We start from the raw sequence: 12,653 nt of genomic DNA on the forward strand, positions 1-12,653 counted from the left end.
GTCGGTGGCCGAACATGCCACCGGGGTGGCATGGCAACATATGCCCCACACCCCAGATACGGAGGATGCTGTGAGCCGAAACGAGAACGGCCAGTCTGCACCAGCAGGCCGACCGGTCCCCGCCATCCCGCTGTCCGATGCAGATCTCGGGCCCCGCGGCGAACCGAGCATCGGCAACCTGGTCAAAGACGCCACCGCCAGCATGTCGACGCTGGTCCGCGCCGAGGTGGCCCTGGCGAAGGCCGAACTCGTCGGCGAGGCCAAGAAGGCCGGGGCCGGCACCGGCGCGCTGATCGTCGCCGGCGTCACCGCGCTGTACGCGAGTTTCTTCTTCTTCTTCTTCCTCGCCGAGCTGCTCGACGAGTGGCTGCCGCGTTGGGCCTCGTTCCTGATCGTCTTCGCGCTGCTGGTCGTGATCACGGTGGGTGTGGCGATCGTGGGGTACGTCTTCTTCCGCAAGGTCCGCGGACCGAAGAAGACCATCGAGAGCGTCAAGGAGATCCCGTCGGTGCTGCCGACGTCGGGCTCGGCCACCCACACCGAGGCGTCGGTGCCCGACGTCGACCACCCGAGGATTCCGCCGGCCCGCGAAGGCTGACGGGTGAGCGCACCCGATCCGTCGACCGTCCGGCTCCCCGGGGCCTGGCGGCATCTCGACGTCCGCGCCAACGGGGTGCGGTTCCACGCGGTGGAGGTCGGGCCGGGGCAGGACACCGCCGACCGTCCGCTCGTGCTGCTACTCCACGGATTCGGGGAGTTCTGGTGGAGTTGGCGTCACCAGCTGACCGCGCTGTCCGACGCCGGATACCGGGCGGTGGCGGTGGACCTGCGCGGCTACGGCGATTCCGACAAACCCCCGCGCGGATACGACGGCTGGACATTGGCCGGCGACACCCATGGTCTGATCCGATCACTCGGGCACACCGAGGCGACCCTGGTCGGGCACGCCGACGGTGGCCTGGTCTGCTGGGCGACGGCGACGCTGCACCCGCGGGTGGTGCGCCGGATCGCGGTGATCGCCTCACCCCATCCACGGGCGTTGCGCCACGATGCGCTGCTGCGCCACGACCAGCGCTCGTCGTTCCTCCCCCGCTTCCTCTACAACCAGCTGCCGCGGCTCGCCGAGAACCGCCTCGTCCGTCGTGACGGTGCTTTCATCGCGCGCTACCTCACCGCCCTGGCCGGCGAGTCCTGGCGGGCCACCGACGACTTCACCGAGGCACTCGCCCGCAACCGGTCGGCCATCCAGATCCCGTATGTGGCCCACTCCAGCCTGGAGTACCAGCGGTGGGCCTACCGGTCCCAGTTCCGGCCCGACGGAATCCGGTTCATGCGGTTGATGCATCGTCGGCTGCACATCCCGACGCTGTCGCTGCGCGGCGCCGACGACCCGTTCATCACCGAGCACGTGATGCGGGCCGGCCATGTGTGGGCCGATCGGCTGACCCACGTCGAGATCGCCGGCAGCGGCCACTTCGCACATCAGGAACAGCCCGACGCGGTCAACACCGCACTGCTCGGACTACTCGATTCCCCGATGGAGCGGCCGGCCGGCGCCGATCGCATCACTCGCGGACGCAGGCTCCGGTCGCGACCGGCCGATAACGGTCCTGCGCGATCGTGAGGTCCTCGCGGACCTCGGCGGCGGTGAGCACATAGCCGGTCTCGTCGGCCGGGTTCTCCGACGTCGCGAACACCACCCCGAGCACCTCGCCGCGGGTGTTGATCATCGGACCGCCGGAGTTGCCCTGCCGGATGACACCGCGCACGGTGTACACCTCACGGGTGACCTGCCGATCCTGATAGATGTTGGCGGTCGGCAGATCCCGGATCTCACGGATGCGGACCGCGGTCGCCAGGAACGGCCCGGCCTCCGGATAACCCATCACGATGGCGTCGTCGCCGCTGCTGCCCGGACGGGAGGCGAAGTCGAGGGCCGGGGTGTCGAGTCCGTCGACGCGCAGCACCGCGATGTCGGTCGCGCTGTCGAAGAGCACCACCTCGGCCTCGTGGACGGTCGGGGAGATCCCCGCGCCGTCGGATTGTTCGATCCGGACCGAATCGGTGCCGGCGACGACGTGGGCGTTGGTCATCACCAGGCCGGGGGCGACGACGAATCCGCTGCCCTCGAGGGCCTGCCGGCACTGCGGTGCCTCGCCCTCGATCTTCACCACGCTCGCCCGGGTCTGGTTCACCACCTTCGAGTCGTCGAGTCTCGCGTCCGGCGGGTCGACGACGCTCTCGTTGGTCGAGCGGATGACGCCGGGCAGTCCGGAATCGCCGAGGAGCCGTTCGAACTCCTGCCGCGGCTTCTCCGACAGCCAGGCCGGTGCGGCGCGGTCGACCGCACCGAGCACCTTCGATCCCTCGATCGCCTCGGTGAGCTTGGGCGAGTTGGCGCTGACCAGCAGCGTCGACAGCAGCCATGCCGCCACCAGGACGGCCAGCGCCTGCAGCACCAGACCCACACCGCTGTCGACGGCGCGCAGCTCCCGTGACCGGATGCCGCCGCGGGCCGCGTTGCCCAGGATCATGCCGGCGATCTCGCCGATCACCACCAGCGTCACCAGCACCCCGACCCCGGCGAGCAACTGCATCGTCTGGTCGTCGATGCGCTCGATCACATGCGGTACCAGGAGGATTCCGGCGAAGGCACCGAGCAGCACGCCGAGCACGGCCAGCGCCGACGCCACCGCACCCTGCCGGTAGCCGCTGATCGCGGCGAGCAACGCCAGCCCGATGACGATGACATCGACCCAGGTCGCCGCTGTCATCGACGTCCCTGACCGTCGGGGTCGGCGAGGTGATGCAGGTGTCGGGGGTGCACGGCGGCGAATCCGCTCTCCTGGCGGCTGCCGGCCAGTTCGATCATCTGGTCCAACGGACGGATGTCGGCGCGGTCCCACGGCTGGTCCCAGCCCGCGGCGTCGCTGATCGCGGCGATGAGGCCGCCGGTGAATCCCCAGACCAGCAGGCCGTCGACGAAGAAGGCGGGCCCGAGGTAGTCCTGTCCGCCGATCACCTCGCGGCGCACCTGGAAGCGGTTCTCCGGGGCGAGCAGTTCGCGCAGCGACACCCGGACCACACGTGCGGTCTCACCCTCGTCGACCACCCGCACCGGACTCGGTGCGCTCCAGTGAGCGACCACCGGGGTCACGTCGAAACCCGACGGCGGGACCGGGAAGGTCGGCAGGGTCGCCAGGATGTCGACGCCGGCCGCCGAGAGTCCGGTCTCCTCGTCGGCCTCGCGCATCGCGGTGCCCACCGGATAGTCGTCGCCGGGGTCGAAGCTGCCGCCGGGGAAGGCCACCTGCCCACTGTGCTGGCGCAGGGTGGCGGCGCGTTCGGTGAGCAGGACATCGGCGTCGGCGGGCAGTCCACCCGGGTGGGTGGGGTCGGCGTCCCAGGCACCGGCGATCAGGATCAGCACGGCCGCCGAGCGGCGGGATGCCCCGAACATGGTGGCCCAGCGATCGCGGTCGCCACCGCGGTTGAGCACGCTCTCGCGCACCGCGGCGACATTGTCGGTGAGCGGACGCATCCACGGCGGGATGGCCTCGCGCGCCACGAGTGGGCCGATGTGGGGTTCCGGCGGCAGACCGTCGCGCCGCCCGGTGCTCACGTGGTCACCCCGGTGGCATCGCGGACGACGTCGGCAATCTGCTGGGGATCCTCGAAGACCTGCGGTGCGACCTTCGCGACGGTGCCGTCGGCCCGCAGGATGATGGTCGACGGGAAGACCCGGGGTGCCTGCAGCGCGGCGGCGACCTTGCCGTCCTGGTCCAGGACGGTCGGCAGGTGCACCCCGAGCTCGGCGAGGAATCGCAGCACCAGGTACGGGTTGTTGGCGCCTTCACGGGCGTGCACGGTCAGCACCGTAACCGCATCGCCGGCGCGGCGGGCGTATTCGGCCAGGACCGGCAGTTCACGGCGGCAGGGCTGGCACCACACCGCCCACATGTTGATCACGACCGGCCGTCCGGCGGTACCGACGCCGAGGTCGTAGGGCACGCCCGACGCCAGACACGGTGCGACGACCCCGGCGAGTACGGCGCCCGATGCCACCGGCATCCCGGTCTGCGGGCACGGGGCGAGCGCGGCATCGGCGCGGGCCTGGGCGAGTTCGGAGTCGTCGACCTGCAGGTCGGTCGCCGACAACGCACCCGAGGGCCGCACCTGCATATCCGACGGCGAGGTCGGCGCGTCGCCGCCGCGGGGCCAGATCGCCACCACCAGCGCGATGATCACGATGAAGAAGACCAGCGTCCACCGTGCCGCCGGCGGGAACCGGGAGGTGTGCGCCCGGCCGGTGGCCGACGGGGTCCCGGTGCCCGGGTTCTGGCTGCCGGATGCCTCGGTGCCGGGGTTCTCGCTCCCGGATGCTCCCGGCGCGGAAGCCTCTGTGCCGTCCCGTTCTGTGGCGTCCCGTTCTGGGGCGCCCCGATCCGGGCTCTCCCGATCAGGGTTCGTGGTGTCGTCCATCAGTCCCCGATCCCCGCGAGCGCGAGCAGGTGATCGGTCTCCGGACCCTTCACCAGGGCCGCCGCCTCGAGCTTGTCCATCGGGCCGGTGCCCGACGACGGACAGTCCTTGCACAGGATGCACACCCCGCACGCCGGTTTCCGGGCATGACAGACGCGTCGTCCGTGGAAGATCACCCGGTGGGACAGATCGGTCCATTCCTTGCGTTCGAAGAGTGCGCCGACGGCGTGCTCGACCTTCACCGGATCGGTCTCATCGGTCCACCGCCAACGCCGCACCAGTCGGCCGAAATGGGTGTCGACGGTGATACCCGGAACCCCGAAAGCATTGCCCAACACCACATTCGCCGTCTTACGCCCGAATCCCGGGAGGGTGACCAGATCGGCCAGCCTGCCCGGCACCTCACCGTCGAACCGCTCCACCAGAGCCTGCCCCAACCCGATGATCGAGTTGGCCTTGTTCCGATAGAAACCCGTGGAACGGATCATCTCCTCCAACTCGGTGCGATCGGCCTGGGCGTAGTCCAGCGCCGAACGGTACCGCGCGAACAACGCCGGAGTGACCTGGTTCACCCGCACATCGGTGCACTGCGCCGACAGGATCGTAGCCACCGACAACTCCAGCGGGGTGGAGAAGTCCAGCTCGCAGTACACCTCGGGAAAGGCCACCGTGAGCGTCCGGTTCATCCGGCGCGCACGCCGGACCAGCCCCAGGTGGGTTTCGGTCCTGATCCGCGTCGGCGGTGGCACCGACGCCGACACCTTGCGCGCGGCCATCTGATCCAGGTTAGCGATTCCGGCTGTGTGGACGTTCCGCGGCGGGGGTGATCCCGGCACCCGTTAGGTCACAAGTGGGTCACCACGGCCGTTCCAGGTTGGGGGACACCGAACAGGTTGTGTTTACTGTTCCCCATGCAAGGACTTGCCGTGCTGTTGTTCCCGGCGGTGCTGATGCTCTTCGCACTCGGGATGGAAAAGGTTCAGGCCTGGACCGACCGAGTGGCGGTCAACCGCGACAACGTCGAAGAGTTTCTGCAGGCCACCGACGCCCAAGGGGTGGACACCCTTGCGCGCGAAGGAATGCCCGCCGCACTCGACGAACTCCGCACCCGTCGTGCGGGCTGACCGACTCGTCCGATACACGTTCGCAAAGACCCGCCAGTGACCCATTCAACACATATGCTGGGAGCGAGAGTAGCGTTGCAGGTGGTGTGCCGTTCCGGGTATGCCACCGGTTTTTGAGTGAGAAGGGACTCCTTGGTGGAGGAAGTACTGGCGCGGGCGGGCATATTCCAGGGCGTTGAGCCCTCGGCCGTCGCGGCACTGACCAAGCAGCTTCAGCCCGTCGACTTTCCCCGCGGACATGTGATCTTCCACGAGGGCGAGCCCGGCGACCGGCTGTACATCATCCTGTCCGGCAAGGTGAAGGTCGGACGTCGGTCACCCGACGGCCGCGAGAACCTGCTGACGATCATGGGCCCGTCCGACATGTTCGGCGAGCTGTCCATCTTCGACCCGGGCCCCCGCACCTCGTCGGCGACGACGGTCACCGAGGTCCGCGCGGTCTCGATGGACCGCGACGCCCTGCGTGCGTGGATCAAGGATCGCCCGGAGATCGCCGAGCAGCTGCTGCGCGTACTCGCGCGTCGCCTGCGCCGCACCAACAACAACCTGGCCGACCTCATCTTCACCGACGTGCCCGGTCGTGTCGCCAAGCAGCTCCTGCAGCTGGCCCAGCGCTTCGGCACCCAGGAGGGTGGCTCGCTGCGCGTGACCCACGACCTCACCCAGGAAGAGATCGCCCAGCTGGTCGGCGCCTCCCGCGAGACGGTCAACAAGGCCCTCGCCGACTTCGCACAGCGCGGTTGGCTGCGCCTGGAAGGCAAGAGCGTACTGATCGCCGACAGCGAGCGCCTCGCCCGCCGCGCCCGGTAACTCTGTAGTTCTGCGCCGGCTTCGCCGTCGCGGGTTTGCGCCCTCAAGCACCACTCTTCGTCGTCACCGACATCGTCGCTCCGCTCCTCGCCGCTTCCTCCTGCATCGCGGCGCGGCGCAAACGATGCCGGTGACGTCGTCGTTCAGCCGGCTCCTCGCCGTCGCGGATTGGTGACGTTCGCTTTCCGCAGTCCGGTGCCTCTACTCGTGCTCGCGGAGATACTCCAGCTGGGCCTTGACCGACATCCGCGCGGCCGGCCACAGCTTCTTGTCGACATCGGCGTACACCTTGCGGACCACCTTCATCGGCTTGGCCTTGCGGGCCGAGATGCCCATCTCGTCGAGCGCGCCCTGGATCTGATCGAGCCGTTCCTCACGGTGCGCCTTGTAGAACCGCGCGACCGGCTCCAGCCTCGGATGGTCAGGACCGTGCGCGGGCAGCAACACCGCCTCGGCGCCGTCGACGATCAGCCGATTCAGCGACCCCATGTAGTCGCGCAGACTGCCGTCCGACGGATCGATCACGGTGGTCCCGGTACCGAGGATGGTGTCGCCGGTGATCATCGCGCGGTGACCGTCGAGTTCCACCAGGAAGCTCACCGAGTCACCGGTGTGACCGGGGGTGTAGAGCACCGTGATCCGCAGCCCGGCCACGTCGATCACCTCGCGGTCACGCAACGGGGCACCATCGCGGCAGTGTTCGCGCAACCGGGCACGGGTGGGTGCACCGGTGCGTTTGTGCAGGGCATCGATCGCACCGGTGTGGTCGAAGTGCCGGTGGGTGATCAGGGTGAGCGCCACACCGGGCTGTGCCGCGAGCGCCTTCACGTGCTTCTTGTGCCGCGGCGGCCCCGGATCGACGACGACACATTCCTTACAGCCCGGCGCCCGCAGAATCCAGGTGTTGGTGCCGTCGAGCTCCATCACACCGGCGTTGTCGCACAACAACACCGACGCATACGGCGTGACCTGACGCAACTGCCCGTATGCCGGATGGGTCGGCTCGGCCGGGGACTCGGACACGGGGGCACCGGGGTCGGTCATGGCCACAGCCTAGTGTGGTCGGGTCACCCCGACCACACCGGCCGTGACGCCGGCCTCACCTCGCCCGGCCCGGCCCGTCCGCATGATCGACCACGCGCGGCGCGATCTCGTCCTGCAGGCTGCGCAACAGCGCCGCACCCTGGGTGACCACTCCGGCCATCAGCTCGTTGACACCCTCCGCACCGTTGAAGACGGTCAGGTTGGAGCTGCCGAGCCCCTTGGCCGCCTCCGCCACCAACTGCGGCAACTGCTCGATCAGCTGCTGGTCGAGGGCGATCCGATTGTTCTTGGCGGCCGCCGCCGACGAGATCTCCACCGCCTGGGCCTCCGCCTCGGCGAGGATGCGGGTGCGTCGGGCCTCCGCCTCGGCCGGCTTGACCACCTCCGAGATCAGTTGCTGCTCGCGCAGATCCGCCTGGGCCTGGGCCAGCAACGACTGCTCGCGGATGATCTCCTGGGTGACCCGGGCCTCGGCCAGCGGACCGGCCTGGGCCGCCTCGGCATTGGCCTTGTCGGTCTCGGACTTGATCTCGGCCCGCTTGATCGCGGTCTCGCGCTCGTAGTCGGCCTGATTCCGCAGCGACTCCTGCTGCGCCATGGCGGCCTCCTGGTCGGCGCGCGCCCGCTCCACCGCCGCCTCCCGCTGCACCTTCGCGATGTTCGGGGCGGCGAGGGCGTTGATGTAGCCGGAGTCCATGTCGTCGATCGACTGGATCTGGAAGGAATCGACGACCAGCCCGATCGATCCCATCTCCCGCTTCGACGCCTCAAGTACCTGACGGGCCAGGGTGTCCCGCTCTCGGATGATCTGCTCCACCGTCATCGAACCGACGATCGACCGCAGATGACCCGAGAAGACCTGCCCGGTCAGCTGATTCATCTCGTCCTCCTGCTCGGAGATGAACCGCTGGCCGGCATTGACGATCGATGCCAGATCGGAACCCACCTTGTGCGCGATCACCGCACGCACATTGAGCTGGATACCCTGGGTGGTCACACAGACCTCGCGAATGCTGGCCTCGTGCAACGCCATCGACAAGAATCGCACCTTGCGGAAGAACGGCATCGCCCACTTGCCATGTCCCACCACCACATCGAACGGCGCGGCACCCTCACTGCGCTTCTTGCCGGAGATCAGCATCGCCTCGTCTGGCTCCGGAACGTTGTAACCGAGCATCAGTACTCCTCTGCGTCAGTCGAATACAGAACGACAATCGAATACAGAATCCCGGGAAGCGGCCTCGTGGTCACCGGAGATCGACCGAACGACCGACGGTCGGCGGCACGATCCACCGCTCCACCTCGACGATCCGCCCGGGTGACTCCGCCACCACGAGAACCGACTGGTCGACGCCGATCGGTTCACGGCCGTGGGCCAGGAATCGCTCGGTCCCCCCGGCAAATGGCAGCTCCACCTCGCCGAGCTGATCGCCACCGCCGATCGCCACCGTGACCACCCCGATCGTCCCGATCACCGCCGGCCCCCTCGACTCTGCTTGTCCTGCGACCCTATCCGATCACGCGGCGAGCAGGTCATAGGAGAGTTTGGCCACCATCACCACGACCACCGCGAGCAGGACCCAGCGGACGAATCCGCTGCCACGGCCCAGCGCCATCCGGGCGCCGAGCTGGGCACCGATCACATTGCCCACCGCCAGGGCCAGACCGAGCAGCCACAGCACATGCCCCTGTGCGGCGAACACCAGCAGCGCACCGAGATTGGTGCCCGTGTTGATCACCTTGGCCGTCGCCGAGCTCTCCAGGAAGTTGGTGCCCACCAGCGCGGTGAGTGTGATGATCAGGAAGGTTCCGGTACCGGGCCCCATGACACCGTCGTAGAAGGCGATCACCACACCGGCGACGGCGAATCCGACGAGAATCGAGGAGCGGGACCGGAACGTGCCGGCACCCGAACCGAATCGCGGGTTGAGCGCGACGAACAGTCCCACGGCGACCAGCAGGGTCAGCACGATCGGGACGAAAACCTGCCGGGGCAGGGTGCCGGCCACATAGGCGCCGGCACCGGAACAGACCACCGCACAGCAGAACACCGGTGCCAGACGACGCCAGTCGAGCGGCACCTTGCGGGCGAAGCGCCAGGCCGCCGAGGCGGTACCGACCACCGCGGCCATCTTGTTGGTGGCCAGCGCCGAGGCGGGGACGATGCCGGGCTGACCGATCAGCAGGGCGGGGATGAGGATCAGACCCCCACCCCCGACCACCGCATCCACCCAGCCGGCCGCCGCCGCGGCGACGACCAGCCCGGCGATCTCGATGCTCAGTTGTCGGCGACCTCGACGATCAGTTCCACCTCGACCGGTGCGGCCAGCGGCAGTTCGGCAACACCCACCGCCGAGCGGGCGTGCACGCCGGCCTCGCCGAAGATCTCACCGAGCAGGTCCGACGCACCGTTGAGCACGGCGGGCTGGCCGGTGAAGCCGACCGCCGAGGCCACGAAACCGGTCACCTTCACCACGCGCACCACCGAGTCGATCCCGACCAGGCCGTCCACCGCGGCGAGCGCGTTGATGATGCACTGCCGGGCACAGGCGGCGGCCTCCTCGGGACGCACGACGCCCTCGGCGGTCTCCGACACCTTGCCGCGCACCACGAGCTCACCGTCGACGAACGGCAGCTGCCCGGAGGTGTAGACGTGGTTGCCGCTACGGACGGCGGGCACATAGTTGGCCACCGGCTTGGGTGCGGTGGGCAGTGCGATGCCCAGCTCGGCCAGGCGAGCAGTCCAGGTGGTCATGGTCGGTTCAGCCCTTCGGACGCTTGAGGTAGGCGACGTGCTGTTCGCCGGTCGGCCCCGGCAACACGCTGACCAGCTCCCAACCGTCGGCACCCCAGGTGTCGAGGATCTGCTTGGTGGCATGCGTCAGCAGCGGCACGGTCACGTACTCCCACGCGGTCACTTCACTCATGATGGTCAGCCTAACCGGTCCGCCCCACGCGCTGAGCACAGTGGATAAGGTGATCTGGTGGCTCACGACACAGCCGGCGACACCGCCGACGACCTGACCGCGACCAATGTGTGGCCGGAGTCCGCTGCCCGCGCGCGGCTGCACTTCGTGTCCGGCAAGGGGGGAACCGGGAAGACGACCGTCGCCGCGTCCTTGGCGCTGGCGCTGGCCGGCGACGGAAAGCGCGTCCTGCTGGTCGAATGCGAGGGACGGCAGGGCATCGCCCAGCTCTTCGACATCGCCCCCCTGCCGCCCACCGACACACGGGTGGCGACCGCCGAGGGAGGCGGCGAGGTGTGGGCGCTGGCCCTCGACATCGAACACGCCCTGCTCGAGTACCTCGACATGTTCTACAACCTGGGCTTCGCCGGGCGGGCGATGAAGCGGATCGGCGCGATCGACTTCGTCACCACCGTCGCCCCGGGCCTGCGGGATGTGCTGATCACCGGAAAGATCAAGGAACGCATCATCGCCTCCGACAAGGCGGGGGTGCGCCGCTACGACGCGGTGGTCGTCGACGCGCCGCCGACCGGACGGATCGGCACCTTCCTCGACGTCACCAAGGCGATGGCCGATCTGGCCAAGACCGGTCCCATCCGCAACCAGAGCGACGGAGTGGTACGGCTGTTGCACTCCCCCGAGACGGTGATCCACCTGGTGACCCTGCTCGAGGCGATGCCCATCACCGAGACCATCGAGGCGGTCGAGGAACTGCGCGGCAAGGACCTGCGGATCGGCAGCCTGATCATCAACCGCGTCAACCCGATCCATCTACCACCGGACTCCATCGACGACATCGCCGAGGGGAAGATCGACGCGCAGCGGGTGGCCGACGGCCTCGCCGCCGCCGGGATCACCGCCTCCGAGGACGATTTCGCCGGCCTGCTCACCGAGACCATCGAGCACGCGTCGCGGCTGCAGGCCCAGCAGATCGCCAAGGCCCAGCTCGACGACGTGGAGGTACCCACCCTGGAACTGCCCGCGCTCGGTGACGGCATCGACCTGGGCTCCCTGTACGAACTGGCGAATCTGCTGCAGAAAGCGGGGGCGTGATGCCGCTCGACCTGAAGATGGGGGCGATGCTCGCCGACCCCGAGACCCGCGTCGTGATCTGCTGCGGCGCCGGTGGTGTCGGCAAGACCACCACCGCCGCGGCGATGGCCCTGCACGCCGCCGAGCACGGCCGGACCGTCGCGGTGCTGACCATCGACCCGGCCCGACGGCTCGCCCAGTCACTGGGGATGTCCGAGCTCACCAACGACCCGCAGCCGGTGGCGATCGACGGCACCGGGACCCTGGACGCGATGATGCTCGACATGCGCCGCACCTTCGACGAGATGGTGCTCGAATACTCCACCCCGGAGCGAGCGGCGGCGATCATGGAGAACTCCTTCTACCAGACCGTCGCCGAATCATTCTCCGGCACACAGGAATACATGGCGATGGAGAAGCTCGGCAAACTGCTCGAGCAGAAGCGCTGGGACCTGATCGTCGTCGACACCCCGCCGTCACGCAATGCACTGGACTTCCTCGACGCCCCGCAGCGACTGGGGTCGTTCCTGTCCGGCCGGCTGATGAAGGTGCTCGTCGGCGGCGGTCGCGGCGTGGGCCGGATGGTGACCGGGGCGATGAGTCTGGCGATGCGCGGGGTCTCGACGATCATCGGCGGCGAGATGCTGCGCGATGTCGCCACCTTCGTCCAGTCGCTGGACTCGATGTTCGGCGGATTCCAGGACCGCGCACTCAAGACCTACGAACTGCTCAAGCAGCCCGGTACCCGGTTCGCGGTGGTCGCCGCGGCCGAACCCGACGCCCTCCGCGAGGCCGCGTTCTTCGTCGACCGGCTGTCCGAGGAGTCGATGCCGCTGGCCGGGCTGATCCTCAACCGCACCCACCCCAACCTCACCGGGATCTCCGAGGAGGTCGCGCGGGTGGCACTCGACCACGTCGACGACGACCTGACCCGCGGGGTGCTGGCGGTACACGCCGAGCGCGCTGCGACCGGCAAACGGGAGGTGCACCTGCTGCAGCGGTTCACCGCATCGCATCCGCGGGTGCCGGTGGTCGGGGTGCCGTCACTGCCGTTCGAGGTGGCCGACCGCGTCGCACTGCGGGCGGTCGCCGAACAGATCACCGGCCGGGGCTGATCGCCCTCGGCGGGTGTGTCGGTCGGTGATGGGATGTGTGATGTCGGCTGGAGAAGTGTGCGGCGCGGCCGTGTGCGCCG

The 12,653-nt window shown here is 68.8% G+C and carries 16 protein-coding genes; 6 read left to right on the forward strand and 10 right to left on the reverse strand.

Annotated elements, in window-relative coordinates:
* Positions 1 to 70: 70 nt before the first annotated feature.
* Both GD1_RS12120 and GD1_RS12125 read left to right on the forward strand, forming a co-directional pair.
* Positions 71 to 598, forward strand: a complete 528-nt coding sequence (locus tag GD1_RS12120; protein WP_053777501.1) for a phage holin family protein — start codon at positions 71 to 73, stop codon at positions 596 to 598.
* A 3-nt stretch (positions 599 to 601) separates the two neighbouring features.
* Positions 602 to 1,624 carry an alpha/beta fold hydrolase gene (locus tag GD1_RS12125; RefSeq protein WP_059037213.1) on the forward strand — a complete coding sequence of 341 codons (1,023 nt, stop codon included), beginning with the start codon at positions 602 to 604 and terminating at the stop codon, positions 1,622 to 1,624.
* On the opposite strand, the gene GD1_RS12130 is transcribed toward GD1_RS12125, so the two are convergent.
* The 4 genes from GD1_RS12130 to nth all read right to left on the reverse strand — a co-directional run bounded on the left by GD1_RS12130 (position 1,566) and on the right by nth (position 5,258).
* The gene (locus tag GD1_RS12130; RefSeq protein ID WP_059037214.1) at positions 1,566 to 2,774 is read right to left on the reverse strand and encodes a MarP family serine protease; all 1,209 of its coding nucleotides are present in this window, start codon (positions 2,772 to 2,774) and stop codon (positions 1,566 to 1,568) included. The genes GD1_RS12125 and GD1_RS12130 overlap by 59 nt on opposite strands.
* A complete protein-coding gene (locus tag GD1_RS12135) occupies positions 2,771 to 3,541 on the reverse strand; it encodes an NUDIX hydrolase (protein WP_152972769.1) in 771 nt (256 codons plus the stop codon). The genes GD1_RS12130 and GD1_RS12135 overlap by 4 nt, the downstream gene beginning before the upstream one ends.
* Positions 3,542 to 3,618: 77 nt before the next feature.
* A complete protein-coding gene (locus GD1_RS12140) occupies positions 3,619 to 4,482 on the reverse strand; it encodes a TlpA disulfide reductase family protein (protein WP_083534129.1) in 864 nt (287 codons plus the stop codon).
* On the reverse strand, positions 4,482 to 5,258 hold the full coding sequence (gene nth, locus GD1_RS12145) for an endonuclease III (protein WP_059037215.1): 777 nt from the start codon (positions 5,256 to 5,258) through the stop codon (positions 4,482 to 4,484). Before nth ends, GD1_RS12140 begins: the two co-directional genes overlap by 1 nt.
* 135 nt (positions 5,259 to 5,393) lie before the next feature.
* Here nth and GD1_RS12150 point away from each other — a divergent pair, with 135 nt between their 5' ends.
* A complete protein-coding gene (locus tag GD1_RS12150; protein ID WP_020790344.1) occupies positions 5,394 to 5,606 on the forward strand; it encodes a hypothetical protein in 213 nt (70 codons plus the stop codon).
* A gap of 135 nt (positions 5,607 to 5,741) precedes the next feature.
* Positions 5,742 to 6,416, forward strand: coding sequence for a Crp/Fnr family transcriptional regulator (locus GD1_RS12155; RefSeq protein WP_006373149.1), 675 nt, complete (start codon positions 5,742 to 5,744; stop codon positions 6,414 to 6,416).
* 201 nt (positions 6,417 to 6,617) lie between these two features.
* Here GD1_RS12155 and GD1_RS12160 read toward each other — a convergent pair whose 3' ends face one another.
* The 6 genes from GD1_RS12160 to sp36 form a co-directional block, all read right to left on the reverse strand.
* Positions 6,618 to 7,460 (reverse strand): MBL fold metallo-hydrolase, encoded by an 843-nt coding sequence (locus GD1_RS12160; protein ID WP_059037216.1) that lies wholly within the window; start codon positions 7,458 to 7,460, stop codon positions 6,618 to 6,620.
* A 55-nt stretch (positions 7,461 to 7,515) separates the two neighbouring features.
* Positions 7,516 to 8,637, reverse strand: coding sequence for a flotillin family protein (locus tag GD1_RS12165; RefSeq protein ID WP_059037217.1), 1,122 nt, complete (start codon positions 8,635 to 8,637; stop codon positions 7,516 to 7,518).
* A 70-nt stretch (positions 8,638 to 8,707) separates the two neighbouring features.
* Positions 8,708 to 8,935: an NfeD C-terminal domain-containing protein gene (locus GD1_RS12170; protein WP_059037218.1), complete on the reverse strand. Its 228-nt coding sequence runs from the start codon at positions 8,933 to 8,935 to the stop codon at positions 8,708 to 8,710.
* 42 nt (positions 8,936 to 8,977) lie between these two features.
* The gene (locus tag GD1_RS12175) at positions 8,978 to 9,736 is read right to left on the reverse strand and encodes a TSUP family transporter (RefSeq protein ID WP_053777468.1); all 759 of its coding nucleotides are present in this window, start codon (positions 9,734 to 9,736) and stop codon (positions 8,978 to 8,980) included.
* A 2-nt stretch (positions 9,737 to 9,738) separates the two neighbouring features.
* On the reverse strand, positions 9,739 to 10,215 hold the full coding sequence (locus GD1_RS12180; protein ID WP_059037219.1) for a RidA family protein: 477 nt from the start codon (positions 10,213 to 10,215) through the stop codon (positions 9,739 to 9,741).
* Between the two features lie 7 nt (positions 10,216 to 10,222).
* Entirely contained in the window at positions 10,223 to 10,387 is a 165-nt protein-coding gene (sp36, locus tag GD1_RS25015) for a Sp36 family protein (RefSeq protein WP_169798191.1), read from the reverse strand.
* A 57-nt stretch (positions 10,388 to 10,444) separates the two neighbouring features.
* Between sp36 and bagA the strand changes: the two genes are divergently transcribed.
* Together bagA and bagB are read left to right on the forward strand one after the other, a co-directional pair.
* On the forward strand, positions 10,445 to 11,479 hold the full coding sequence (gene bagA / locus GD1_RS12185) for an ATPase BagA (protein WP_244882689.1): 1,035 nt from the start codon (positions 10,445 to 10,447) through the stop codon (positions 11,477 to 11,479).
* Positions 11,479 to 12,573, forward strand: a complete 1,095-nt coding sequence (bagB, locus tag GD1_RS12190) for an ArsA family ATPase (RefSeq protein WP_053777470.1) — start codon at positions 11,479 to 11,481, stop codon at positions 12,571 to 12,573. The genes bagA and bagB overlap by 1 nt, the downstream gene beginning before the upstream one ends.
* The last annotated feature ends 80 nt before the right edge of the window (positions 12,574 to 12,653 follow it).

The organism is Gordonia desulfuricans NBRC 100010, assembly GCF_001485495.1.
Lineage (GTDB): Bacteria > Actinomycetota > Actinomycetes > Mycobacteriales > Mycobacteriaceae > Gordonia > Gordonia desulfuricans.

Coding starts and splice junctions, on each gene's coding strand:
- GD1_RS12130 (WP_059037214.1), bottom strand. CDS start 2,774: ATGACAGCGGCGACCTGGGTCGATGTCATCGTCATCGGGCTGGCGTTG.
- GD1_RS12135 (WP_152972769.1), bottom strand. CDS start 3,541: ATGCGTCCGCTCACCGACAATGTCGCCGCGGTGCGCGAGAGCGTGCTC.
- GD1_RS12140 (WP_083534129.1), bottom strand. CDS start 4,482: ATGGACGACACCACGAACCCTGATCGGGAGAGCCCGGATCGGGGCGCC.
- nth (WP_059037215.1), bottom strand. CDS start 5,258: ATGGCCGCGCGCAAGGTGTCGGCGTCGGTGCCACCGCCGACGCGGATC.
- GD1_RS12150 (WP_020790344.1), top strand. CDS start 5,394: ATGCAAGGACTTGCCGTGCTGTTGTTCCCGGCGGTGCTGATGCTCTTC.
- GD1_RS12160 (WP_059037216.1), bottom strand. CDS start 7,460: ATGACCGACCCCGGTGCCCCCGTGTCCGAGTCCCCGGCCGAGCCGACC.
- GD1_RS12165 (WP_059037217.1), bottom strand. CDS start 8,637: ATGCTCGGTTACAACGTTCCGGAGCCAGACGAGGCGATGCTGATCTCC.
- GD1_RS12180 (WP_059037219.1), bottom strand. CDS start 10,215: ATGACCACCTGGACTGCTCGCCTGGCCGAGCTGGGCATCGCACTGCCC.
- sp36 (WP_169798191.1), bottom strand. CDS start 10,387: ATGAGTGAAGTGACCGCGTGGGAGTACGTGACCGTGCCGCTGCTGACG.
- bagB (WP_053777470.1), top strand. CDS start 11,479: ATGCCGCTCGACCTGAAGATGGGGGCGATGCTCGCCGACCCCGAGACC.